Origin of the sequence: Hydrogenophaga sp. RWCD_12, from assembly GCF_046604225.1 — a bacterium.
Classification (GTDB): Bacteria; Pseudomonadota; Gammaproteobacteria; order Burkholderiales; family Burkholderiaceae_C; genus Hydrogenophaga.
The window spans coordinates 274,101-298,254 of record NZ_JBKIXC010000006.1 but is presented as its reverse complement, the minus strand read 5'-3'; the positions used below and the strand labels follow the sequence as shown (position 1 = coordinate 298,254).

The following is a 24,154-nucleotide window of genomic DNA, read 5'->3' as shown; positions in this document are numbered from 1 at the left end:
GCTGCCCTTTCAGCCGGGGATGTAGATGCCGCCGGAGCGGATCGCGCGCACCAGCTCGCGCGTGGAGTCTTCCAGCAGGCGGATCGCCGCCGCGTGGTCGCCGCCACGCGCCTGCGCCTCGGCCTCGCTGCGCAGGGTGGCCGCCTTGTCGGTGAAGGCCTGCATGCCGGCGGGCATCGCGCCGCTGGCGTCCTTTCGGTCGGCCAGCAGCACCTTGATCAGCATCGCGTGGGTGTCGTTGCGGTCGATCTCGTAGTCGTATTCCTCGCGTTTGGAAGCGAAATTCAGCGAGCGCACCAGGGTGTCGCCGCGGCGCAGGGTCTCGATCGAGACGCGCGCCGTGAGGTAGGCCCTGTCGAGGATGGGCCGCGCCTCGTCGTAGCGGCCCTGCGCCGCGATGGCCTGCGCCTCGGCGATCTGGCGTTCGATGCTGCGGGTGGCGTTCTGGGCGTCTTTCCCAGCGTTCTTTTCCTGCGTGATGCGCTGCTGCGCGGTCAGCAGGGCGCGCGCACTCTCCAGCCGCGACTCGAAATCGCGTTTGCTCTTCTCGCCGGTGACCTGGTCTGGCCGCGCCAGTCGGGCACCGTCCATCATCTCGCGCGCCGCCTGGTTGAGCAGCTTGTCGGCCTGGACCACGTCGCCCGCCGCCAGCGCGGCCGAGGCCTCGCGGTGGATCAGGCGCGCGTTGTCGCGTCGCTCGCGCGCTGCGGCCACGCCGCTGGACTCGATCTGGCGCGCAGCCGACGAGGTTTCGATCAGGGTCGCGACCGACTGGATGCGGCGTTCGACCTGGTCTCGCTGCTGGGCACCGGCGCCGAGGCAGGTGCCCGCCAGGGCCAGTGCCACCAGCAGGCGGGGAAGGGAAAAGGTGGTGTTCATGGTGTGGTTCCGGTGGCCTGCGGCGACACCAGGCCGGCGGCCAGCAGTGCGCGCTGGACGTAGAGCGTGGCGTTGCGGATCAGGTTCAGTGCCTCTTCGGGATTGCCGCCCTGTGCCTGCAGCACGGCCTGTGCCTGCAGGGTGTTGCTGGTCTCGGTGTAGCGCTCGATCAGCGTGCTTGCTTCGGCGTTGGGCTTGAGGTCGCGCACCGCCAGCGGCAGCAGCTCGGCAAAGCCCTTGTGCCGCGCCAGTTCGGCCTGGAAGGCCTCGGCCGCGTTGGCGGGGCGCTCCGTGTAGTCGAGCGTGGTGGCGTGCAGACTGCGGTTCATGCCCGAAAGCACATGGCGCTCGGCCTGTATCAGCGCCTGGTTCGCCTCGTCGTAACGGCCCGCCTCGGCATGCCCCCGCGCCGCGCCCACCAGCGCCAGGGTGGCGGTCATGTCCGAACCATCGTCGCTGCTTTTGCCGCCACTGCGCGCGCGCCAGGATTCGAGCAGGCGCTCGACGCTGCCCTGCAGCTGCTCGTGCCGCTGGCGCGCCAGCGCGAGCCGGGCCGGCGCATCGGGCACCAGCCGGCGCGCCATGCCCAGGTGCCTGAGCGCATCGTCGACCGCGCGGCGCGCACCGGCCAGGTCGTTCTTCGCCAGCAGGTCGACCGCCAGCGCGTGGTGGGTGCGACCTTCGTCGAGATGGCCCACCGCTTCGGCGTTGCCGCTGCTGACGATCCGCTGGGCGGCGGGCGAGTCGGCCATCAGGCTGGCGGTGAGCCTGATCTTCTGTTCGAGCTGCTGGCGGACCAGCGGATCGGCGTCGGCGGCCAGCGCTGGCGGCAGGCCGAGCATCAACGCCGTGGCCAGCATGCAAGCCGACCCGGCGTGGCGGCCCGGGCCACTCACGGCTTGGTCCCTCCGGCGGCCACCGCTTCGGTCTTCTTCTTGGAGTGGCACAGGCGGCACTCCGACACCGGGAACGCGACCTTGCCGTGGCAGACGCCGCACTTCTGGCCCAGCAGGATGGAGGCCATGCTGATCTGGTTGGCGCCCTTCTGCGGCACGAAGATCGCCGGGTGGCAGTTGGAGCAGTCCAGCCATTCGGTGTGCTGCTTGTGCGGGTAGACCACGTCGGGCATCGAGCCCTTGACCTCGCGCACGATGTTCAGGTCCATCACCACGGCCGCCGCGTTGGGATCGTTGCGGTCCCAGCGCGGCGCGATGCCCTTGCTGTCGAGCGATTTGACCCAGTCGACGTGGTTGCCAGCCATGCTCTTGGGCAGCTCGGCGAACGCGGTGCCGGGCGGCTGCAGCTGCAGCGTCATGTCGTTGGTCGGGTCGTGGATGCCGGACTCGGCCGCCGGGCGGTTGAAGCGGCCCACGGGCTTGAGCAGGCGGTTGAAGGCGTTGACCTCGGCGCTGGCGGCCGGGGCTGGTGCGGCATTGCGCGCGGGTGCCGGCGCAGGTGCTGCGGCCACCGGAGCTGCGGCTGCCACGGGGGTCGCGGGGGCCGCGGCCGGTGGCTTCGCGACCGGGGCGGCGGCCACGGCGGCGGCAGGAGCCACTGCGGGGGTCTTGGCCACCGGCTTGCCGCCGGAAATCATGTACTCGATCACCGAACGCAGCTGCGTGGCACTCAGGTCGGCACGGCCGCCCTTGGGCGGCATGCCCTTGGCCGTGCCGGCGGTGGCGCTTTTGACCAGGGCGTCGATGCCGCCCTTGGCGCGCGGGCCCCAGGCGGCGGCGTCGCCGAACTTGGGCGCGTCGAGCACGCCGGTGCCGTGGCAGCCGGCGCAGGTGCCTTCGTAGATCGCCTTGGCGGCGGCCACGTCCTGGGACCAGCCCACCGTGGGCATGGCCATCAGTGCCCACGCGGCGAAGGCGGCGAAAAGATGTTTGTTCATGGACAGCTCCTACTTCTTCGCCGGCGGTGTGGCGGCGGACGCCGCGGGCGCCACGTTGGCCGCAGCGGGTGCCGCGGGACCGGCGGCGGCGTTGAGCTTCTGCAGCGTGCTCTCGTGCACTTGCGTGGGCGTGCCGGGCTTGCCGGAGTGGCAGAGGTTGCAGTTCTCGGCCGACCAGGCGATCTCGCCGTTGTGGCAGGAGCCGCAGTACTGGCCGTCGATGATCTTGAGCATGTTGATCTGGTTGCCGCCGGCCTTGAACTGGAAGCCCAGGTCCGCGTGGCAGACCTTGCAGCGGAAGCGCACGCGGTGGAACCAGTGCGGGAACACCACCGGCCGCATGCCCGCCGCGTCGGAGTAGTTGTTGATGACGACGTCGCCGTATTCGGCCAGCGCGGGCCTGGGCGTCAGGGCCCAGAGCGCCAGCGCGGCCAGCATGGTCAGCAGGACCAGCGGCCAGCGGCGGTGGGGAGTTCTTGTCTGGATCACAGTGATCTCCTGGAGGTGGAAGCGGTGAGGTGGCTGGAAGACATCAGAAGTGGCGCTGGATGCGGAAGAACACCGAGGCATTGCCCCGGCCGTCGGCCTCGACCCAGCGGGTGGTCAGGTGGGTGTCGAGCTTGCCGATCGCGTAGTCGAAGCGGCCCTCGATGGACTTGGTGATGCGCTCGCGCGGCGCGTCGATGTCGGCCGGCGAGCGGTTGTCCAGCTGCTGGCTGTTGAGGCTGAGCGTGGCGGTGAAACGCAGGCGCGGCACGCCGAAGATGCGGCGGTTTTCGTAGGTCAGCGAGCCGCTGTAGAAGCGCTGCGCGTTGCTGCTCTCGTTGAGCGGCCCGTCAGTGCTGACGGTGGTGCCGGTGGACCCCTGTCGGCTGTCCTGGTTGCGGCTGGTCTGCAGCGTCAGGTTGCCCGACCAGCTGGCATCGCGCGAGAGCTGGGTGCGTCGGCTGACCTGCAGATTGGCCAGCTGGAAGCTGCCGCCGGTCGCGCCCATGTTGCGCGAGTCGCTGAGCGAGAAGGATGCGTAGCTCTGCGTCGCCTCGCCGCTGTAGGCCTGCCAGGACAGGTTGCCCGAATGGACCAGCTGCTGCGTCCACTCGCTCTGCGCGGTCTCGTGCGACGCGGCCAGGCTCTGCGAGAACGCGAGCGAGACGCTGTCGTTGTCGCCCAGCGGAATCGGTCGCGACACCGAGTGTGCGACCTGCGCACCCAGCGACTGCCGGCTGCCGTCGCGCGTGCTCTGGCTCACGCCCACGTTGCCCCCCAGCGAAGGCGCATAACGCCACTCGCCCACCGGCACGGCCGGCGGCGCCCAGGCGGCGCCCAGGGTCGCGCTGGTGAACTGGCTGTCGGCCAGGCCGTCGGTCTGGATCAGCGAGGTCGAGGCGCTGCCGCTGAGCCGCACCGCCGTTGTCAGGTCCTTCGAAGCACCCAGGGCAAGGTTCATCGCCCGCTGGGCGCGCGTGTCGCCCGAGCCACCCTGGCGGGTTTCGACCAGACGGGCACTGCCGGTGATGCTCACCGGCGCATCGGTCGAATGGAACCACTGGCCCTCGGCCGGCCGCCAGCTGGCGAAGGTCGAGACCTGGCGAATGTCGGTCGAGGCGTCGAACGCGGCGAGGTCTTCGCCGGCCGTGAACACCGAGCGGTTCCAGCTGGCCAGCGAATCGGTCTGCAGCGACGGCGAGGGGTTGTGGTTGTGGTGCAGCGAGAGCGCGCTGTTGCGGTTGTTCGAGTCCGAGAGGCTGTTGCGGCTGACCACATGCTGCGCCGACAGGTTGAGCACGTGCTGCTCCCACTGGTGCGACGCGGTGGCACTGAGGTTGGTCACGGCGTCGTCCTCGCCGTCCGCGGTCGTGCGCTGGCCATGGTCGAGCAGCAGGTTGAGGTGGGTGTTGCCGGTCTCGGGCGTGTAGGCCTGGCTGAGGGTCAGGCGTTGCGTGCGGTAGTCGGTGCCCACCGCATCGCCGCGCACCCGGCTGTCGCCCTGCTCGACCCGCAGCTCGAACGGGAAGCGGCTCATCGGGAACACCGACAGGTTCAGGCGGCCGGTGGTCGAGGGGTTGCTCGAACTGCGCGAGGGTCCACCGGCCTCACCGGTGACGTCGCGGGCCAGCACCGCGCCCAGCCCGACACGCAGCTGCACGAACCAGGGTTGCCAGATGTAGGTCGCGAACTCGATGTCGCCCACCATCAAGCCCTGGCGCGAACGCAGGCCACCTTCCTGGCTCTGCCAGCGGCCGTCGAGCGACACATTGCCCGAGTACGCCAGCGGAGCAAATTCCCAGCGGATGCCGTCGGTCACCGATGGCGCGGGCGCCGCCGGCACGGCGCCGGTCGGCGGATCCGCTTCGGTGCCGGGCTCGAAACTGGCCGCGCCGGCCGGCGGCGCGCGCAGCAGCAGCACACCGGCGACCGCAGACACCAGAACCGGCCGCCAACCCGGCAGGGCACGCGACGCGCGACGCCCGGACCCTGCTCGATCAACACGCCGGTCGGACCGCATGGGCACCCACCGCGGGTCAGCCTGCGCGCGACTTCTCGGCCGTCGCGGGCAGCGGGACATACTGGCTTTCATCGATGCGGACCGGCGTGGCGCGGCGCAGGTCCGCGATCAGCTTCTTCCAGCGGTTCTCGCCCTCCTCGCGCTGCCACAGCTCGGCCGCGCGCGCCTTGACCGCGTCGAACGGGCGCTGCTGCGCCGACTTGCGGTCGTCCAGCCGCAGGATGGCGATGCCCTGCAGGATCGGCACCGGCTCGGAAACCTCGTGCGCCTTGAGCTTGTCGACCGCGCCGGCCAGCGCCTCGGGCAGCATGCCGCGGTGGGTGTATTCCATCTGCCCGCCCTTCGGGGCGGATGCATCACCCGAATGCAACCGGGCCAGTTCGGCGAAGTCGGCACCACCCTTGAGCCGCTTGTGGATGCGCTGGGCCTCTTCCTTGGCGCTGTTCCAGACCGACTGCGGCGAACTGGGGTCGACCTTGAGCAGGATCAGGCTGAGCCGGACCTGTTCGGGCTCGACGAACAGGGTCTTGTTCTTCTCGTAGAAGCTGCGGGCCACTTCGTCGGTCGGCGGCGGCACGTTGTCCTTCACCAGGCGCGTGAGCCGGTCCAGCAGGCTCTCGCTCTCGAGCTGGGGCCGCACGGCCGCCAGCATCTTCTCGCGGCTGGTCTTCCAGGTCTCGCTGCCACCGTACTGCTGGTCGTAGCCGGCGATGGTGGCGGCGATCTTCTCGGCGTCGGGCTGGATGCCGCGGCGGCGCGCTTCGCTCAGCAGCAACACGCGGTTGACCACCTCGTCGCCGACCTCGCGCTGGAACTGCTGGAACTCACCCTCGGGCGGTTTGGCGTGGTAGTACTTCTTGCGCATCGCCACCGCCAGCGCGCGCTGGTAGTCGGCGGCGCTGATCACGGTGTCGCCCACGGTGGCGAACGGGGCCGCCACAGGAGCGGCGGGTGCGGTGGCAGCGTCGGCCGCCATGCCGGCGCCGCCAGGGGCCAGCAGCGCCAGGCCCATTCCCAGCGCAAAAGCCAGGGTGGTGGTTCGCATGGGATTCATCCTCGAACGGTGGACAGAACGAGAACGGGGCCAGGCACAAGCATGCCTGGCCCCGTCACTGACCGTGCAATGCCGATGCTTACTTCACGTGGCAGGCGGTACACACGGCGCTGGAGGCGTTGCTGATGCGCAGGAAGGTTTCACCCGCGACACGGCCGCCGGAAGCCACCGGGCCAGCCTGGCCTGCGGAAACGTGCGGGTCGTGGCAGCTGCCGCACTCGACCAGCGGGCCCAGGGCTTCGCTGCCGGCGCGCACATACAGCGGCAGGTCGGTGCGCTGCTTGCCGGCACCACCGGTGTCGACCCAGAACACGTTGTTGCCGTTGATGGTGGCGTTCTGCACAGCATTGAAGTCCTCGTCCTTGCAGGCGCTGGTCGGACCGGCGACGCGGCCACCGCAGTACTGGATGCCGATCGGGTGGTCGTTGGACAGGTCGGTGCCGATCGCGGCCGCGCCACTGAGCAGGCGACCGTTGGTGTCGACCACGCCTGCGACCGCCGAGGTCCAGGTGTAGGGACGGCCATTGATGTCACCACCATCGGCGACCACCTGGCCGGAGCCCGGGGCGTTGATGATGTTGTCCATCGCCTGTGTGCCGTCGTGGCACGAGAGGCAGGCCATCGAGATCGACCCGACCGGGGCCACCGTACCGTCCAGCGACGGGGTCTGCAGCGACGCATAGGTCGTGTAGGTGCCACCGCCGGCGGGCACGCCTTCGGCGCCCAGGCGCTTGTTCCACAGTGGCGCCGGCGCCGTCGTGCTGCCGCCGTGTGGCGTGTGGCAGAACACGCAGACTTCGGCGGTCTCGGAGACGTGGTTGTTGGTGCCGGTGGAACCGAGGTTGTGTTTGGTGGTCACGATGCCGGTCTGCGCCGCAGCCGTGCCTCCCAGGAGCAGACACAGCGCCGCCACGAATCCCGCGGACGCCGCCCTCCACTGCCTTCGATCGAATAGCCTGATCGCTTTCATATGCGCCTTTCGAAGATGGTTGAACAGTCGTCAGGCCCGGCACCCCTCAATGCCCCGCATGACACATGCGTTTCAGCAGTTTCCGTGCCACTGGGAACGCGACGGGTCTGCCCCTGCTTTCTCCCCGCTAGCGCCGGTCGGCACCGGTCGGCAGTCCCGATTTCAGGAACCGCACTCCCATCGGCGGGAAGCGCAGCGCTCTCGCGCTCAGCGCTCAGCGCGCCGCCGTCGGCTGCAGCACAAGGAAGCCGGCGCCAGGCTTGAGGCTGGCGGGGCGGTAGACCTCGATCTTTCGGAACCACTGGTCGACCATGTAGACACGACCATCCTCATCGACCGCGATGCCCGAGGGCAGCATGTACCTGGCCGGGCCGTCGCGTTCGTTGCGGTCGCCGACGAACAGCAGCAACTCGCCCTCGGGATTGAAGACCTGGAAGTTGCCGAACGCGGTGTCGACCACGTAAAGGTTGCCATCGCGGTCGACCGCGATTTCCTTGGGCCGCGCAAATTGTCCGTACTGCTTGCCGATGCTGCCAAAGCTCTTGAGGTACTTGCCGTTGCGGTCGAACACGCAGACGCGGAAGTTGCCACCATCGACCACATACAGGCGGCCTTCGCGCCCGATGGCAAGGTCGCGCGGCAGGTTGAACTCCCCGGGACCGCTGCCGCGTTTGCCGATGTCGTGCAGGTGCTCGCCGCTGACCGCGTCGAACACGCGCACCTGGTGCTGCTCCGAGGACACACCGCCGATGTCCACCGCGTAGACGCGTGTGCCACCCGGATCGACGGTCACGCTGGACAGCCGCAGGAACCACTTCTCGCCACCGATGCGGCGCAGGAACTTGCCGTCGGTGTCGTAGACCATGACGGACCGTGTGCCGGTGTCGGCCACATAGAGCCGGCCCGCCGCATCGACGTCCAGACCGATGGGCTTGATCAGGTCGCCCTCGCCTTCGGTGTCGCCGATGCGCGAGACCTTGCCCTTGGGCACGTCGAACACCGTGACGTGGCGCTGCACGGTGTCGGACACAAAGATGCGGCCGCGGTAGACCGCCACCGCATAGGGTTTGGACAGGCGCTCACCTGCCTGCGTTTCACCGGTGACCATGCGGCGCAGGCCACCAGCGCTGGATTCGGGCACCACGTCGCCGCTGGAGCGGATGGTGCGCTCGAAGAAAAAGCGCGGCTCGTCCGGCGGCGGCGGAAACTGCGGCAGCTCCGCCGGTGGCCGCGCAGCGGGCGGCTGCATGCAGCCGCTCTGCTGCAGCAGCGCGCCCAGCAGCAGACCGCGCAACACGGTGCTGCGCTTCATGGCAGAGCCCTGGTGGCCATGCGCTGCGGCATGGTGCTTACTTGGCGGCGCTCACCATGTAGTCGATCGCAGCCTTGATCTCGTCGTCGCTCAACCCGGCGTTGCCGGCCTTTGGCGGCATCGCGCCCTTGCCCTTGACCACGGAGGCCAGCAGGGCGTCCTTGCCGGTGGCCACGCGCGGTGCCCAGGCGGCCTTGTCACCGAACTTCGGCGCGTTGGCGACGCCGCTGGCGTGGCAGGCCACGCAGGTCTTGTCGTACACCGACTTGCCGTCGGCCGCGAAGGCCTGACCCGCGACACAGGCCATCAGGCCGATACCGAAACTGAGAAGCTTTTGTCCCGTTCTTGGGAAATTCATGGTGATGCACTCCGGGTTGATGAGGGCTGCGGGCGTCCCACCCGCGGGGCCGTTGTCGCTGCCTGCGGCGCTTTCTTGCAAGTGGTGTGCCAATGGCAGAGAACTTGCATTGGCGGTGTGAACGCCTCTGCCTTTCGATGCCCACACCATGACCACGAGTGCCCTGCCCCTCCGCTTCGCCATGCTCTGGCGCATCGCCCTGCTGTTCGCAGCGCTGCTGGTCGCGGGACTGGCCCGCGCTGCCACGCCGGCCGCCGTGGACAGTGCGGACAGCAGCACCGCCGCCCGCGGCGCCACGCTCTATCACAACTACTGCTCGGTCTGCCACGGGGACAAGGGCAACGGACAGAGCCGCGCCAGTGGCTCGCTCTCGACCCCGCCGCGCGACTTCACCAGTGAAGCGTCGCGCCGCGAGCTCTCGCGCGAACGCATCGTGCTGGCGATCACCCACGGCCGACCCGGCACCGCGATGATGGGCTGGAAGACGCAACTCTCGGACGCCGACATCGCGGTGGTGGCCGACTACGTGCTGACCCGCTACGTGCTGGCCGACCCGGCCATGGCGCACGCCAACACGCCCGCGCAGATCTCGGGAACGAAGGCGCACGGCGGGCGCGAGGCGGACCCGGTTTCCACCCCCACCCGGGTCGACATGACGGCTGGCCTCCTCAACGGTCTGAAGGGAGACGCGAAGCGTGGGGGTGCTTTTTATCTGGCCAACTGTGCGACCTGCCACGGCGCACAGGGCGACGGTGCCGGTCCGCGCGCCTACTTCATCAACCCCAAGCCACGCAACTTCCAGACCGACGAATCGCGCAACCGCTTCAACCGCGTCGCGCTCTACGCGGCCGTCTCCGAGGGTCGGCTGGGCACCGAGATGCCGGCCTGGAAACAGGTCACCACGCCGCAGCAGATGGCCGATGTCGTCGAGTACGTGTTCCAGAATTTCATCTCGGCCAAGGCTGTGGCCGCCAAGGGTGACGGCAAGCGGTGAGCGGCGTCTGGCGCTTCCTGTGCGGCATGGTGCTGGCGCTGCTGCTCGCAGGCTGCGACGCGCCAGCCGAGGCGCCGGTGTCGCCGGTTGCCGCTGCGTTCCCCGTTCCGGCGCCGGCGGCCGGTGACGTCGAGCTCGGCCGCAAGGTCTACAACTTCCGCTGCTACTTCTGCCACGGGTATTCCGGCGACGCCAAGACCCTGGCCGCGAGCTATCTCAGCCCGCGTCCGCGCGACTTCACCGCCAGTCCGGCACTGACGCAGGAGAGCATGCTGCGCACGCTGCACGAGGGCCGTGCAGGCACCGCAATGAAGCCGTTCAAGGGGATCCTGAACGACGCGGAGATGCGCGCTGTCGCGGCCTTTGTCGAGAGCGAATTCGTGCAGCGCAAGGCGCCCAACACGGCGTACCACACCGAGGCCAACGGCTGGCCCGACCACCAGCGCTTTCGCGCGGCGTTTCCCTTCGTGCGCGGCGAGATCCAGCTCGATGCACCCGCCGAATCGCTGAACGCCGCGCAACAGCTCGGCCGCCAGCTCTACCTCGGCAGCTGCATCTCGTGCCACGACCGCGCCCATGTCAGCGACGAAGGCCCGGCCTGGAGTTCGCGCCCGCTGTCCTACCCGCGCATGGGCTTCCTGCCCGGGCAGCAGACGGTGGTGGACGCGGTATCGAGCGCCAGCGTCTACGCCAAGCACGACGTGGTGCCCGCCATCGACCACCTGAGCGCGCAGGAGAAGCGCGGCGAGGCCCTGTTCCAGACCAACTGCGCCTTCTGCCACGGCGCCGACGGCACCGGCAAGAACTGGATCGGCCAGTTCATGGAACCCAAGGCACGCGACCTGACCGCCTACACCGCCACCGAGATGACGGCACAGCGCCTGCAGAAAACCATCCGCGAAGGCCTTCCCGGCACCTCGATGCCAGCCTGGCAGCACGTGCTCCAGCCGGCAGAGATCCAGGCTGTGAGTGCCTATGTGCGCCGCGCCTTCGTGCGGCCTGCGGGCAGCTGAACATCGAGCGCCAGACCATGCTCGAAGCCATCGACCTGACCTGTGTGCGCGGCGACCGCCGCCTGTTCCGCGGCCTGAATGTGACGCTGTCACCGGGCGATCTGCTGCAGGTCGAGGGCGAGAACGGCGCCGGCAAGACCAGCCTGCTGCGCATCCTCGCCGGGCTCGGTCTGCCCGCCACCGGCGAGGTGCGCTGGATGGGCCAGCCCATCGCCCGCGAGCGCGACGCCTATGGCCGCGCCTTGCTCTACCTCGGCCACCTGGGCGCCCTCAAGGACGAGCTCACGGCCGAAGAGAACCTGCTTTCGGACGCCCGTACCGCCGGGCTGCCTGGCATCGGCAGCGCGCAGGTGTTCGAGGCGCTGGACCGCATGGGTCTGCGGCGCATCGCCGGTCTGCCGGTGCGCGTGCTCTCGGCGGGACAGCGGCGCCGCACCGCGCTGACGCGCCTGTTGCTGGCGCCGCCACCGCTGTGGATCCTCGACGAACCTTTCAACGCGCTGGACGCCGAGGCGGTCGCGCTGCTGCGCCGCACGCTGCAGGACCATGTGTCCGGCGGCGGCATGGCGGTGCTCACCAGCCACCAGCCGCTGGCGCTGGAGGGCATTGCTGTCCGGTCGCTGAAGCTCGCACCATGACGCCCCCCGACGCACTGCCTTCGCTTCGCCAGGCTTTCGCTGCCGTGCTCTGGCGCGACCTGCGCATCGTCGCGCGCCACCGCGGCGACGCCGTGACCACGCTGATCTTCTTCGTCATGGTGGCCAGCCTGTTCCCGCTGGCCATCGGCGCCGAACCCAATGTGCTGCGCAACATCGGGCCGGGCGTGCTCTGGGTCGCGGCACTGCTGGCCAGCCTGCTGTCGCTGCCGCGCCTGTTCGCCGCCGACCACGCCGACGGCACGCTGGAGCAACTGCTGCTCAAGCCGCATCCGCTGTCGGCGCTGGCACTGGCCAAGGTGATCGCGCACTGGCTCACGACCGGCGTGCCGCTGGCACTGATGGCGCCGCTGCTGGGCCTGCAATACGGGCTGGACCGCGCGACCATCGGCGTGCTGGTGTTCTCGCTGCTGCTGGGTACGCCGGCGCTCAGCCTGATCGGCGCCACCGCCAGCGCGCTCACGCTGGGTCTACGCGGCGGCGGCGTGCTGACCGCGCTGCTGGTGCTGCCACTGAACGCGCCGATCCTGATCTTCGGTGCCGGGGCGGTCGCGGCGCAGGCCGGCGGTATCGACCCGATGGCCCAGCTGTCGCTGCTCGGCGCGATCCTCGCGCTGGGCCTGGCTTTGCTGCCGTGGGCGCTGGCGCAGGCGCTGCGCATCGCCTGCGAATGAGCACCTCCGTCTTCCGGCACGCGTTTTGCATTCCAGCACCCCGATGAACGGCATCACCACCTCCCTCCCGCCCGCGACCGAGCGCCTGCGCTGGTTCCGCTTCGCGGCGCCGCAGGCCTTCTATCCGCTGATCGGCCGCATCCTGCCGTGGGCGGTCGGGGTCTCGCTGCTGCTGATGGTGACGGGTCTGGCGGTCGGTCTGCTGTTCGCGCCGACCGACTTCCAGCAAGGCGACGCCTACCGGATCATCTTCGTGCACGTGCCCGCGGCCTGGATGTCGATGCTGATCTATGTGGTGATGGCCGGCTGGGCAGGCATGGGCCTGGTGCTCAACACACGGCTGTCGTCGATGATGGCCACGGCCCTGGCGCCGACCGGCGCGCTGATGACCTTCATCGCCCTGTGGACCGGCGCGCTCTGGGGCAAACCGACCTGGGGGGCCTGGTGGGTCTGGGACGCGCGCCTGACCTCCGAGCTGCTGCTGCTCTTTCTCTACCTGGGCTTCATGGCGCTGCAGGGCGCGATCGAAGACCCGCGCCGCGCCGACCGCGCCGGCGCCATCATCGCCCTGGTCGGCGTGGTCAACGTGCCCATCATCTATTACTCGGTGCAGTGGTGGAACACGCTGCACCAGGGCTCGTCGGTCAGCGTCACGCGCGCGCCGAGCATGGCCAGCGAGATGCTGCTGGGCATGCTGCTGATGGTCGGCGCGTTCTGGGCCTATGCCATCGCCGCCGCGCTGCACCGCCTGCGCTCGATCATTCTCGAACGTGAGAAAGCCACCGACTGGGTGCAGCGCCTGGTGCAGGAAACCCCATGAACTGGTCCAGCTTCGCCGACTTTCTCGACATGGGCGGCTACGCCCTCTACGTCTGGGGCTCCTACCTGATGGTCGCCGGTGCGCTGGTGTGGGAAGTGGTCCTGCTGCTGCACCGCCAGCGCCAGGCCCGCCAGACCGTGCAACAGCACCTGCTGATCCACGGAAGCGACCAATGACGCCACGCCGCAAGCGCCTGGTCTTTGCCGGCCTGCTGGTCGCCTTCTGCGCGATCGCGGTGGGACTGGTGCTCAACGCCTTCCGCAGCAACGTGGTGTTCTTCTTCAGCCCGTCCGACGTGGTGGCCAACAAGGCGCCGCAGGAGCGGCTGTTCCGCATGGGTGGCCTGGTGGAAAACGGCAGCGTGCAGCGCCAGGCCAACGGCGTGACAGTGCGCTTTGCCGTGACCGACACCGTGCAGCGCGTGCCGGTCGAATACACCGGCATCCTCCCCGACCTGTTCCGCGAAGGAAAGGGCGTGGTCACGCAGGGCCGCCTGTCGTCCAACGGCGTGTTCCGCGCACAGGAAGTGCTGGCCAAGCACGATGAGAACTACATGCCGCCCGAAGCGGCCACCGCCCTGGAGCGCGCGCAAAAGGCGCAGACCAGCGCCGCCCAGACCCTCCAGCCCGCGGGGAAATGAACCATGCTGCCTGAACTCGGCCACTTCGCGCTGATCGTCGCCCTGTTCGTGTCGGTCGCGCTGGGCACCTTGCCCATCGTCGGCGCCGCGCGCGGCAACACCGCCGCCATGCTGCTGGCCCGCCCGGCGGCGCAGGCACAGTTCGTTTTCATCGCGCTGGCCTTCTTCAGCCTGATGGCCTCGTTCATCGGCAACGACTTCTCGGTCGTCAACGTCGCGTCCAACTCCAACAGCGAGCTGCCGCTGGCCTACCGCATCGCCGCCACCTGGGGCAGCCACGAGGGCTCGATGCTGCTGTGGGTGTTCATGCTTTCGCTGTGGACGCTGGCGGTCAGCCTGTTCTCGCAGCGGCTGCCGCTGGAGATGGTGGCGCGCGTGCTGGGTGTGATGGGCTTTGTCGCGGTGGGCTTCCTGCTGTTCGTGCTGCTGACGTCCAACCCCTTCGAGCGGCTGCACCCGCCCGCGCTGGACGGCCGCGACCTGAACCCGCTGCTGCAGGACCCGGGCATGGTGATCCACCCGCCCATGCTCTACATGGGCTACGTCGGCTTCGCGGTCGCGTTCGCGTTCGCCATCTCGGCCCTGCTGGCTGGCCGCTTCGACGCCACGTGGGCGCGCTGGTCGCGGCCCTGGACCACCGCCGCCTGGCTGTTCCTCACCGTGGGCATCGCGCTAGGCAGCTGGTGGGCCTACTACGAACTGGGCTGGGGCGGCTGGTGGTTCTGGGACCCGGTGGAGAACGCGTCCTTCATGCCCTGGCTGGTCGGCACCGCGCTGATCCATTCGCTGGCCGTGACCGAAAAGCGGGGTGTCTTCAAGGCCTGGACGGTGCTGCTCGCGATCGGTGCCTTCAGCCTGAGCCTGCTGGGCACCTTCCTGGTCCGTTCGGGCGTGCTGACCTCGGTGCACGCGTTTGCCACCGATCCTGCGCGCGGCATCTTCATCCTGGCCTTTCTGGGCGTGACCATCGGCGGCTCGCTGGCCCTGTTCGGCTGGCGCGCCGGCAGCGTGGGCTTCGGCGGCCGCTTCGACCGCCTGTCGCGCGAGTCGCTCCTGCTGGGCAACAACCTGCTGCTGCTCACCGCCGCGAGCGCGGTGATGCTGGGCACGCTCTACCCATTGCTGCTGGACGCGCTGCAGCTGGGAAAGATCTCGGTGGGTGCGCCTTACTTCGAGACAGTGTTCGTGCCCCTGATGGCGCCGGTGATCCTGCTCATGGGTGCCGGGCCGCTGGCACGCTGGAAGTCGGCCACCGCCGCCGAGCTGGGCCAGCGGCTGCGCGGCACCGCCATTGTGTCGGCGCTGGTGGCCGTGCTGCTGCCCTGGGCGGCGGGACGCTGGAGCCCCTGGGTCGCACTGGGCCTGTTCCTCGCGGCCTGGGTATTCGCCAGCACCGCCGCCGTGCTGCTGCAGCGCCTGCGCGGCGAACCGGGCGGCGGCCTGCGCTCGCGCTTCGCCCAGCTCTCGCGCTCCTCGCGCAGCTGGTTCGGCATGGTGGTGGCGCACCTGGGTGTGGGTGTGTTCATCGTCGGCGTGACCATGGTCAAGGGTTACGAAATCGAGACCGACGTGAAGATGACGGTGGGCGACAGCACCACCGCCGGCGGCTACCGCTTCGTGTTCCAGGGCGTCGAAGAAACCACCGGCGCCAACTTCGTGGCCGTGCGTGCGCGCATCGAGGTGCAGCGCGAGGGCGACACGGCATTCACCATGTCGCCCGAGAAGCGCCTGTACAAGGTGCAGCAGATGCCGATGACCGAGGCCGCCATCGACGCCGGCCTCACGCGCGACCTCTATGTCTCTCTGGGCGAACCGCTGGACGAAAAAACCTGGACGGTGCGCATCTACCTCAAGCCCTTCGTCGACTGGATCTGGGGCGGCGCGCTGCTGATGGCGCTGGGTGGCCTGCTCGCCGCCAGCGACCGGCGCTACCGCCTGGCCCTGTCGCCCACCGCGAAACCACTGACCGATCCGGTACTGGCACAGCCCGTGGGAGTCACCCCATGAAACTCAAACTCTTCCTGCCGCTGGCGGCCTTCGTGGCACTGGCCGCCGTGCTGGGCGTGGGCCTGCAGCTCAATCCGCGCGAAGTGCCATCGCCCTTCATCGACAAGCCCGCCCCGGCGTTTTCCCTGCCACGGCTGCACCAGCCAGAGCAATCGCTGGCCGCCGCCGACCTCAAGGGCCAGGTCTGGCTGCTCAACGTCTGGGCCTCGTGGTGCGTCGCCTGCCGCGTCGAGCATCCGGTGATGGTCGAGATGGCCAAACAGAAGGCGGTGCCGATCTATGGCCTGAACTACAAGGACGACCGGCGCAACGCGCTGGAGTGGCTGCGCCAGTTCGGCGACCCGTACACCGCATCGCTGAGCGACCGCGATGGCCGCGTCGGCATCGACTACGGCGTCTACGGCGTGCCAGAGACCTTCGTCATCGACAAGGCCGGCATCGTGCGCCACAAGCACATCGGCCCGGTGACGCAGGAGGTCTGGGACACCGAGCTGATGCCGCTGGTGCGCAAGCTGCAAGGCTGAGCCATGACGCTGCAACGCTGGCTCCGACCCTGGCTGATCGCCACGCTGATGGCCGTGTCGGCGAGCACCGCCATCGCCGCAGAAGCGTTGCCTGCCGCCGCCGACCCGGCGCTGGAAGAACGCGTCAACCACCTCGCGGCCGAGTTGCGTTGCCTTGTCTGCCAGAACCAGTCGCTGGCCGATTCGCACGCCGAACTGGCGATCGACCTGAAGAACCAGGTGCGTGAACAGCTGCGCGCCGGTCGCAGCGAACAGGACGTGATCAACTACATGACCGAGCGCTACGGAGACTTCGTGCTCTACCGCCCGCCGCTCAAGGCCACCACCGTGCTGCTGTGGGGCGGGCCACTGCTGCTCCTGCTGCTCGGGGCCATCGTGCTGTGGCGCCACCTGGGTCGGGGCGCGGTCCGTGAGACGGACGCACCGCTGGATGCCGAGGCCGCGCAGCGCGCCGCCGCGCTGCTGGACGACGCACCGTCGCCCGCGCGCGACGCCTGAGCGCGCTGCCCTTCGGCGTGCAGTGGCCTGTGCCATGATCGCGGAACGGTGTCCCTCGATACGCTGATCACACACAACCTGATGAGCCCGGCCCAGGCGCGGCCCGACCGGGGCGGCTGTGCGCTGGTGCTCATGGGCGGCGGCGCGCGCACCGCCTACCAGGCAGGCGTGCTCAAGGCGCTCGCCATGATGCACACCCACTGGTGCGCCGAGGGCAAGGTCCAGCGCCCGGCATTTCCCTTCCGCTGGCTGCTGGGCACCTCCGCCGGCGCGCTCAACGCGGCCTTTCTCGCCAGCCGCGCCGACCAGGGCCTGATGGCCTTCCACGACCTGACCGCCTTCTGGAGCACCTTGAGGTCCCGCAAGGTCTATCACCTGGAGGCGCCGCGCTGGGTGCGCGCCAGCCGCCTGTTCGCCGGCCTCACCCTGGCCCGGCAGGTGCGCCGCCACCACGCGCTGCTCGACACGCTGCCGCTGGTGGCCACGCTGCACCAGGCCATCGACCTGCGCGCGCTGCAGCAGAACCTGCTCGAAGGTCACATCGAAGCCCTGGGCGTCACAGCATCGAGCTATTCCACCGGTGAACACTGGACCTTCTGCCAGACCCGGCCGGGCTCGCCGATCACGCCCTGGCACCGTCCGGGCCGTCGCGCCGACTTCCAGCCGGTCACCATCGAACACCTGATGGCCTCCAGCGCCATTCCATTCCTGTTCCCCGCCGTGCCGCTGTGGGTCGACGGCCACCGCGAACACTTCGGTGACGGCTCGATGCGCCAGCTCTCGCCGCTGTCACCTGCGATCCAGTTTGGCGCCCGTCGCATCCTGACGATCGGTGTCGGCCAGCCCCAGCGCACGGGCCTGGCGGCGCGCATGGCTGGTGAGCCGACCGCCGGCACCATCGCCGGGCACGCCATGGCCTGCGTGTTTCACGACACCCTGATGGCCGATGTCGAGCAGACCCAGCGCGTGAGCCAGACCGTGGCACAGTTGCCCCCCGAACTGGCCGCCGCGCTGCCCTACCGGCCGGTGCAGGTGCTGGCCCTGCAGCCCAGCTTCTCGCTAGACGAACTCACCCGCAAACACATCGCCTGCCTGCCCGCGCCGACCCGCAACACGCTGATCGGCCTGGGCGCACTGGACACCGGGCGCGGTGCGGCCGGCAGCGCAGCCTCGCTGGCCAGCTACCTGATGTTCGAGCCACCCTTCGTCAACGCCCTGATAGAGCTCGGCGAACACGATGCATGGCGCCGACAGGCCGAACTGAAGGCCTTTTTCACCGCTGACGGCACGAAGCCCGGACAAGACGCGGTGCCATAATCCAGACTTCCCGATTTCGAGAGCCACTCATGGAAAGCACACCCCCCAGTTGTGTGCTTTCAGCCCTCCCCGCGATCGTCTGATGTCCAGGCGGCCGGCCGGCTGAAAGCGCCGCCCGATCCGCCCGCCGGCGCACCGCGTGCCCGGCCCCGCCAGACCCCGTCCGGGAGCCCCCATGCTCAACGTCTTCACCCTGGCCAACGGCCGCCTGTTCCAGGAAGAAATCGAGTCGCTCGAAGAGCTGACCCGCTTCAAGCCCATCTGGGTCGACCTCGAAAGCCCCACGCTGGAAGAGCGCCGCTGGGTCAAGCAGCACTTCGGTCTCTCCATCCCGGAAGACGCGATGGACGAGGACATCGAGGAGTCGGCCCGCTTCTTCGAGGAAGACAACGGTGAGCTGCACATCCGCTCCGACTTCCTGATCGACGACGAGGCCGACCCGCGCGCGATCCGCGTGGCCTTCATCCTCAACGAGCACAACGCCGAGCTGAAAAGCCAGGGCGTGCTGTTCTCGATCCACGACGAAGACGTGCCAGTGTTCCGTCTGCTGCGCATGCGCGCGCGCCGCATGCCCGGCCTGATCGAAAACGCCAAGGATGTGCTGCTGATGCTGTTCGACGCCGACGCGGAGTACTGCGCCGACACGCTCGAAGACATCTACGACGACCTCGAAACCGTCAGCCGCCAGGTGCTGGCTGGCGAGGTCACCGACAACAAGGCCAGCGAAGTGCTGGCCGCGATTGCGCGCCACGAAGACATGAGCGGCCGCATCCGCCGCAATGTCATGGACACTCGACGCGCGGTCAGCTTCCTGATGCGCAGCCGCATGCTGAACGCCGAGCAGTTCGAAGACGCGCGCCAGATCCTGCGCGACCTGGACTCGCTGGATGGCCACACGGCATTCCTGTTCGACAAGATCAACTTCCTGATGGACGCGACGGTCGGTTTCATCAACATCAACCAGAACAAGATCATCAAGATCTTCTCGGTGGCCAGCGTCGCGCTGCTGCCTCCGACGCTGATCGCCAGTCTCTACGGCATGAACTTCCAGTACATGCCCGAGCTGAGCCAGAAATGGGGCTACCCGTTCGCGCTGGGCCTGATGGTGCTGTCGGCCGTGGTGCCGATGCTGTACTTCCGCAAGCGCGGCTGGTTGAAGTAGGCCCGCTACAGCCAGCCGTTTTCGATGAACTCCACCACGTCGTGGCAGCGTGGCTCCAGCGGCTGGGCCAGCGTCGCCTCGACGATGCGCCGGACTCCATCGGCATAGGGCGAAGCGCCGGTCACCAGGGTCTCCAGCCGCAGCCGGCAGTCGCCCTCGCCGATCTCGATGCGGTGGAAGGCGTGGCGTTCCAGGGTCTCGCCGGGAATCCCCAACGCCTGCGACTGCCGCCCGGGATCGCGAACCGAGACGATGGCCTGCGAAGACAGGCCCAGCGACGCGGCCATGGCAACCGCGGTGCCAGGCACCGACGTCTTGCCGGCCTGGTGCGATTCGGTCAGGCGGATGGGCTCACCTCGAAACCACGGCCCGCTGCGGCTGAGCATGGCCATGAACTTGAGCATCAGCAGGTTGGCGTTGGCGCAAACCACCACCGGCACGCCCTGAGCCAGACGGGCTACATCCGTCCCGGTGGACAGTTCAATCAACGGGATCGAGCGCTCGCTGCAGAACCGGAGGATCGCCGGCAGCTCCCGCCCCGAGCCGGCGTGCACCACCGCCTGCGCCAACGGCGCAATGACGGCGTCGCGGTCGCTCCATGCTTGCGCGTGTGGAGCCAGACCGGTCAGCAGTTCGCGCGCCAGCTTCCCGGTGCCGGCGATCAGGAAAGTTGGAGGATTCATGCGCGCAAAAGGGTGTCCATCAGCGCCCCACTGTATCGGCTGGCGACTTCGCGCAGGAAACGCGGGAAGTCCACATGCGCCGCGTCGTCGGCGCGGTCGGAGACCGTGCGAACCACCGCCAGCGGTACGCCGAAGTCGTGACAGACCTGTGCAAAGGCCGCGCCCTCCATCTCCACCGCCAGCGCCTCGGGCAATTCGCGCTGCAGCGCCTGGCTCTCGGCGGTCGTGGCAACAAAACGGTCGCCGCTGATCAGCAGCCCCTGGTGCAAGCGAGGCGCCTGCAGAGCGAAGGCCTCGACGGTGCTGGCGTCCAGTTGCTGCGGCAGGCTGTGCAGCATGCGCTCGCAGGCCAGCTCCAGCGCGTCGGCCAGCGCACCGTCGGCCTCGAAACGGGCTCGTCCGTAGCCCGGCACCTCGTGGCGCGGGAACAGCGGCGAAGCGTCCATGTCGTGTTGCAGGAAGCTGCGCGCCAGCACCACGTCGCCCACCTTCACGCCCTGCCCCAGTCCGCCAGCCACGCCGGTGAACACGATGCGTTGCACGCGAAAGCGCTCGACCAGCAGCGTTGCCGTGGTCGCCGCCGCCACCTTGCCGATGCCCGAGAGCACCGCGACCACTTCCTGCCCGTGCAGATGCCCGACCCAGAACTCGCGCCCGCCGATCACCTGCTTCTGCTCGTCGGGCATCAGCGCCAGCACGCTGGCAAGTTCGTCGTGCAGGGCGGCGACGATGGCGGTTCTGGTCATGCGAGGACTCCGGAAATGACAAAGGCGGCCGAAGCCGCTCCGTCATTGTGTCGCAGCCGACGTGGCTACTTCTTGTCCCTGAGTTCACGCCGCAGGATCTTGCCCACCGGTGTCTTGGGCATCTCTTCGCGGAACTCGACCAGCTTGGGCTGCTTGTAGCCGGTCAGGTTGGCCTTGCAGAAGTCGCGCACCTGCGCTTCCGTCAGCGACGGGTCCTTCTTCACGATCACCAGCTTGACGGCTTCGCCCGACTTTTCGTCGGGCACGCCAACCACGGCGCACTCCATCACGCCCGGCAGCTGCACCACCACGTCCTCGATCTCGTTCGGGTAGACGTTGAAGCCGCTGACCAGCACCATGTCCTTCTTGCGGTCCACGATCTTGAAGTAGCCGCGCGCATCCATGATGCCGACGTCGCCGGTCTTGAAGAAGCCGTCGGCGGTCATGACCTTGGCCGTCTCGTCGGGCCGCTGCCAGTAGCCGGCCATGACCTGGGGGCCCCTGATCGCGATTTCGCCGGGCTGGCCTTGCGGCACCACATGCCCCTCATCGTCCAGACAGATCATCCAGGTGTTGGGCAGCGGCACGCCGATCGTGCCGCTGTACTCGGTGCTGGTGGTCGGGTTGCAGCTGGCCGAAGGGCTGGTCTCCGACAGACCGTAGCCTTCGCAGATCGGGCAGCCGGTCTTCTCCAGCCAGAGCCTGGCGACCGCGCCCTGCACCGCCATGCCGCCACCGACCGAGACCTTGAGGTTCTTCCAGTTGACGGTGCCGAAATCGGGGTGGTTGGCCAGGCCGTTGAACAGCGTGTTGACCGCCGGGAAGCTGTGGAAGGTGTGCTTGGAGAGCTCCTTGAGCACCGCCGGCAGGTCGCGCGGGTTGGGGATCAGGATCACTTTGCCGCCGGTGCGCATGCCCAGCATCATGTTCACGGTGAACGCGAAGATGTGATACAGAGGCAGGGCGCAGACGCTGGTCGGCTGTTCGCCGGCCGGCACCTTGTTCATCACCGGTGCGTTCCAGGCCTCGGACTGCAGAACGTTGGCCAATACATTGCGGTGCAGCAGCACGGCCCCCTTGGACACGCCCGTGGTCCCGCCGGTGTACTGCAGCACGGCCACGTCGTCGGGCCGGATGTCGGGCCGCTTGAGGCTGCCACGCGTGCCGCGGGCAATCGCCTCGTTGAAGCGCACCGCCTGCGGCAGGTCGAAGGCTGGCACCATCTTCTTGACGTTGCGCACCACGTAGTTGACGATGCCGCCCTTGATCAGGCCGAGCAGGTCGCCCATGGCCGCCAGCACCACGTGCTTGACCGGCGTCGCGGCAATGCACTGCTCCAGCGTCGAGGCGAAGTTCTCGATGATGACGATGGCCTTGGCGCCCGAGTCCTTGAGCTGGTGTTCCAGTTCGCGCGCGGTGTACAGCGGGTTGACGTTGACCACCACGAAGCCGGCCCGCAGGATGGCGGCGACCGCCACCGGGTACTGGGGCACGTTGGGCATCATGATCGCCACGCGATCGCCCTTGACCAGCCCCAGGCCCTGCAGGTAGGCCGCAAACGCCTGGGACAGGCTGTCGACCTGCGCGTAGGTGACGTCCTTGCCCATGAAGCTGTAGGCCGGCAGGTTCGCGTATTTCTGGAAGCTCTCTTCCAGCAGGTGCACCAGCGACGGGTATTGCTCGACGTCGATGTCGGCCGGCACGCCTTCCGGGTACGCCCCCAGCCAGGGACGAGCGGTGGACGCCTGGGTCGAAACAGTCATGAAAGGGTCTCCAGGATCGTGTGGTGGTGCATCGTGCATTCTCCCGTTCCGGCTCCGAAGCGGAGCGCGTGTTTTCCCTGACGTGATTCTGACGCATCACGCTCATCCCGCGTTTTCCGCGACTTGACCGCTATCAAAAGTGACTCAACCGCTGTCAGGGAGAGTCCCGCAAACGACAAGGCCCGGACATGCCGGGCCTTGCGCGGGGGGCCGATCGGGCCGAGACCCGATGGCCTGGTCGGGCCGCGCTCAGCCCCGCAAGGCGCCCAGCACTTCGTCCAGCATCTTCTTGGCGTCGCCGAACAGCATGCGGTTGTTCTCTTTGTAGAACAGCGGGTTGTCGACGCCCGCGTAGCCGCTGGCCATGGAGCGCTTCATGACGATGCTGGTGCGGGCCTTCCAGACTTCGAGCACCGGCATGCCGGCGATCGGGCTGGTCGGGTCGTCCTGCGCGGCCGGGTTCACGATGTCGTTCGCGCCAATCACCATGGTCACGTCGGTCTCCGGGAAGTCCTCGTTGATCTCGTCCATCTCCAGCACCACGTCGTAGGGCACCTTGGCCTCGGCCAGCAGCACGTTCATGTGGCCCGGCATGCGGCCGGCCACCGGGTGGATGCCGAAGCGCACGTTGACACCCTTCTCGCGCAGAAGCTTGGTGATCTCGAACACCGTGTGCTGGGCCTGCGCCACCGCCATGCCGTAGCCCGGCACGATGATCACGCTCTTGGCTTCGCGCAGCAGCTCGGCGGTTTCGGTCGCGCTGATCGGCGAAACCTCGCCCTGCGGTTCGGCCGCGGCACCGGCGGCGGCCTTGGGTGCCGGCGCACCGCCCCCGAATCCACCGGCAATCACGCTGATGAAGTTGCGGTTCATTGCCCGGCACATGATGTAGCTCAGGATCGCGCCCGAGGAGCCCACCAGCGCGCCCACCACGATCAGCAGGTCGTTGCTGAGCATGAAGCCGGTGGCAGCGGCCGCCCAGCCCGAGTAGCTGTTGAGCATGGAGACCACCACCGGCATGTCGGCACCGCCGATCGCCATGACCATGTGGATGCCGAAAAGCAGCGCGATCACCGTCATCACGATCAGCGGCGTCATGCCGGCCTGGATGTCCGGCACGTGCAGGAACGCGCGGCCGAACCAGAGCACAACCAGCAGGCCGGCCAGGTTCAGGAAGTGCCGCCCCGGCAGCAGCAGCGGCTTGCCGCCGATGCGGCCCGAGAGCTTGCCGAAGGCAATCAGCGAGCCCGAGAAGGTGACCGCACCGATCAGGATGCCGATGTAGATCTCGACCTCGTGGATGGCCTTTTCGGCCTCGGAGGGAAAGACGGTCGAGGTGTCGACGTAGCTGGCGAAACCCACCAGGCAGGCCGCCAGACCGACCAGGCTGTGCATCAGCGCCACCAGTTCGGGCATCTGCGTCATCTGCACCTTTTTCGCAGCGAAGAGGCCGATGGCGCCGCCGACCACGAGGGCACCGACGATATAGGGAATGCCCGCCGGCGTGACGCGCGGGCCGAGCACGGTGGCGAGCACGGCAATCGCCATGCCAACCATGCCGAACAGGTTGCCGCGGCGGGCGGTCTCGGGGTTGGACAGGCCGCCGAGGCTCAGGATGAACAGGATGGTCGCGCCGATGTACGACACGGTGGCCAGGCTGGAGGTCATGGAGTGTGTCCTCTTC

General features: G+C 68.5%; 25 protein-coding genes. 12 read left to right on the top strand and 13 right to left on the bottom strand.

Annotated elements, in window-relative coordinates; all coding sequences use genetic code 11:
• Positions 1–9: 9 nt before the first annotated feature.
• The 9 genes from ACLIJ1_RS22515 to ACLIJ1_RS22475 all read right to left on the bottom strand — a co-directional run bounded on the left by ACLIJ1_RS22515 (position 10) and on the right by ACLIJ1_RS22475 (position 8,973).
• Positions 10–879 carry a hypothetical protein gene (locus ACLIJ1_RS22515; RefSeq protein ID WP_411367806.1) on the bottom strand — a complete coding sequence of 290 codons (870 nt, stop codon included), beginning with the start codon at positions 877–879 and terminating at the stop codon, positions 10–12.
• Positions 876–1,775, bottom strand: coding sequence for a hypothetical protein (locus ACLIJ1_RS22510; RefSeq protein ID WP_411367805.1), 900 nt, complete (start codon positions 1,773–1,775; stop codon positions 876–878). Before ACLIJ1_RS22510 ends, ACLIJ1_RS22515 begins: the two co-directional genes overlap by 4 nt.
• Positions 1,772–2,773: a c(7)-type cytochrome triheme domain-containing protein gene (locus ACLIJ1_RS22505; protein WP_411367804.1), complete on the bottom strand. Its 1,002-nt coding sequence runs from the start codon at positions 2,771–2,773 to the stop codon at positions 1,772–1,774. Before ACLIJ1_RS22505 ends, ACLIJ1_RS22510 begins: the two co-directional genes overlap by 4 nt.
• A gap of 9 nt (positions 2,774–2,782) precedes the next feature.
• Entirely contained in the window at positions 2,783–3,262 is a 480-nt protein-coding gene (locus ACLIJ1_RS22500) for a c(7)-type cytochrome triheme domain-containing protein (protein ID WP_411367803.1), read from the bottom strand.
• Positions 3,263–3,305: 43 nt separating this feature from the next.
• Complete coding sequence (locus ACLIJ1_RS22495; protein ID WP_411367802.1) at positions 3,306–5,198, bottom strand: hypothetical protein; 1,893 nt, start codon at positions 5,196–5,198, stop codon at positions 3,306–3,308.
• Positions 5,199–5,295: 97 nt separating this feature from the next.
• Entirely contained in the window at positions 5,296–6,324 is a 1,029-nt protein-coding gene (locus ACLIJ1_RS22490; RefSeq protein WP_411367801.1) for a peptidyl-prolyl cis-trans isomerase, read from the bottom strand.
• An 88-nt stretch (positions 6,325–6,412) separates the two neighbouring features.
• Positions 6,413–7,192 (bottom strand): hypothetical protein, encoded by a 780-nt coding sequence (locus tag ACLIJ1_RS22485; RefSeq protein ID WP_411367800.1) that lies wholly within the window; start codon positions 7,190–7,192, stop codon positions 6,413–6,415.
• Between the two features lie 325 nt (positions 7,193–7,517).
• A complete protein-coding gene (locus ACLIJ1_RS22480; protein ID WP_411367799.1) occupies positions 7,518–8,615 on the bottom strand; it encodes a 6-bladed beta-propeller in 1,098 nt (365 codons plus the stop codon).
• 37 nt (positions 8,616–8,652) lie between these two features.
• Complete coding sequence (locus ACLIJ1_RS22475) at positions 8,653–8,973, bottom strand: c-type cytochrome (protein ID WP_411367798.1); 321 nt, start codon at positions 8,971–8,973, stop codon at positions 8,653–8,655.
• A 148-nt stretch (positions 8,974–9,121) separates the two neighbouring features.
• Here ACLIJ1_RS22475 and ACLIJ1_RS22470 point away from each other — a divergent pair, with 148 nt between their 5' ends.
• The 12 genes from ACLIJ1_RS22470 to corA all read left to right on the top strand — a co-directional run bounded on the left by ACLIJ1_RS22470 (position 9,122) and on the right by corA (position 19,278).
• The gene (locus tag ACLIJ1_RS22470; RefSeq protein WP_411367797.1) at positions 9,122–9,967 is read left to right on the top strand and encodes a c-type cytochrome; all 846 of its coding nucleotides are present in this window, start codon (positions 9,122–9,124) and stop codon (positions 9,965–9,967) included.
• Positions 9,964–10,980, top strand: coding sequence for a c-type cytochrome (locus ACLIJ1_RS22465; protein WP_411367796.1), 1,017 nt, complete (start codon positions 9,964–9,966; stop codon positions 10,978–10,980). The genes ACLIJ1_RS22470 and ACLIJ1_RS22465 overlap by 4 nt, the downstream gene beginning before the upstream one ends.
• Before the next feature lie 17 nt (positions 10,981–10,997).
• The gene (ccmA, locus tag ACLIJ1_RS22460; RefSeq protein WP_411367795.1) at positions 10,998–11,618 is read left to right on the top strand and encodes a cytochrome c biogenesis heme-transporting ATPase CcmA; all 621 of its coding nucleotides are present in this window, start codon (positions 10,998–11,000) and stop codon (positions 11,616–11,618) included.
• Complete coding sequence (ccmB, locus tag ACLIJ1_RS22455; RefSeq protein WP_411367794.1) at positions 11,615–12,310, top strand: heme exporter protein CcmB; 696 nt, start codon at positions 11,615–11,617, stop codon at positions 12,308–12,310. Before ccmA ends, ccmB begins: the two co-directional genes overlap by 4 nt.
• Positions 12,311–12,353: 43 nt before the next feature.
• Positions 12,354–13,130, top strand: coding sequence for a heme ABC transporter permease CcmC (gene ccmC / locus ACLIJ1_RS22450; protein ID WP_411367793.1), 777 nt, complete (start codon positions 12,354–12,356; stop codon positions 13,128–13,130).
• A complete protein-coding gene (ccmD, locus tag ACLIJ1_RS22445) occupies positions 13,127–13,306 on the top strand; it encodes a heme exporter protein CcmD (protein ID WP_411367792.1) in 180 nt (59 codons plus the stop codon). Before ccmC ends, ccmD begins: the two co-directional genes overlap by 4 nt.
• The gene (gene ccmE / locus ACLIJ1_RS22440) at positions 13,303–13,770 is read left to right on the top strand and encodes a cytochrome c maturation protein CcmE (RefSeq protein WP_411367791.1); all 468 of its coding nucleotides are present in this window, start codon (positions 13,303–13,305) and stop codon (positions 13,768–13,770) included. Before ccmD ends, ccmE begins: the two co-directional genes overlap by 4 nt.
• 3 nt (positions 13,771–13,773) lie before the next feature.
• Positions 13,774–15,777, top strand: a complete 2,004-nt coding sequence (locus ACLIJ1_RS22435; RefSeq protein ID WP_411367790.1) for a heme lyase CcmF/NrfE family subunit — start codon at positions 13,774–13,776, stop codon at positions 15,775–15,777.
• A complete protein-coding gene (locus tag ACLIJ1_RS22430; RefSeq protein ID WP_411367789.1) occupies positions 15,774–16,301 on the top strand; it encodes a DsbE family thiol:disulfide interchange protein in 528 nt (175 codons plus the stop codon). The genes ACLIJ1_RS22435 and ACLIJ1_RS22430 overlap by 4 nt, the downstream gene beginning before the upstream one ends.
• A 3-nt stretch (positions 16,302–16,304) precedes the next feature.
• Positions 16,305–16,799: a cytochrome c-type biogenesis protein gene (locus tag ACLIJ1_RS22425; RefSeq protein ID WP_411367788.1), complete on the top strand. Its 495-nt coding sequence runs from the start codon at positions 16,305–16,307 to the stop codon at positions 16,797–16,799.
• 48 nt (positions 16,800–16,847) lie between these two features.
• The gene (locus ACLIJ1_RS22420; RefSeq protein WP_411367787.1) at positions 16,848–18,116 is read left to right on the top strand and encodes a patatin-like phospholipase family protein; all 1,269 of its coding nucleotides are present in this window, start codon (positions 16,848–16,850) and stop codon (positions 18,114–18,116) included.
• Between the two features lie 175 nt (positions 18,117–18,291).
• A complete protein-coding gene (corA, locus tag ACLIJ1_RS22415) occupies positions 18,292–19,278 on the top strand; it encodes a magnesium/cobalt transporter CorA (protein WP_411367786.1) in 987 nt (328 codons plus the stop codon).
• 5 nt (positions 19,279–19,283) lie between these two features.
• On the opposite strand, the gene ACLIJ1_RS22410 is transcribed toward corA, so the two are convergent.
• The 4 genes from ACLIJ1_RS22410 to pntB all read right to left on the bottom strand — a co-directional run bounded on the left by ACLIJ1_RS22410 (position 19,284) and on the right by pntB (position 24,138).
• Positions 19,284–19,961, bottom strand: a complete 678-nt coding sequence (locus ACLIJ1_RS22410; RefSeq protein WP_411367785.1) for a dihydrodipicolinate reductase — start codon at positions 19,959–19,961, stop codon at positions 19,284–19,286.
• Entirely contained in the window at positions 19,958–20,707 is a 750-nt protein-coding gene (locus ACLIJ1_RS22405; protein ID WP_411367784.1) for a 5'-methylthioadenosine/adenosylhomocysteine nucleosidase, read from the bottom strand. The genes ACLIJ1_RS22410 and ACLIJ1_RS22405 overlap by 4 nt, the downstream gene beginning before the upstream one ends.
• Positions 20,708–20,772: 65 nt before the next feature.
• Complete coding sequence (locus tag ACLIJ1_RS22400) at positions 20,773–22,470, bottom strand: long-chain-fatty-acid--CoA ligase (RefSeq protein WP_411367783.1); 1,698 nt, start codon at positions 22,468–22,470, stop codon at positions 20,773–20,775.
• 249 nt (positions 22,471–22,719) lie between these two features.
• Entirely contained in the window at positions 22,720–24,138 is a 1,419-nt protein-coding gene (gene pntB, locus ACLIJ1_RS22395) for a Re/Si-specific NAD(P)(+) transhydrogenase subunit beta (RefSeq protein WP_411367782.1), read from the bottom strand.
• Positions 24,139–24,154 lie beyond the last annotated feature (16 nt).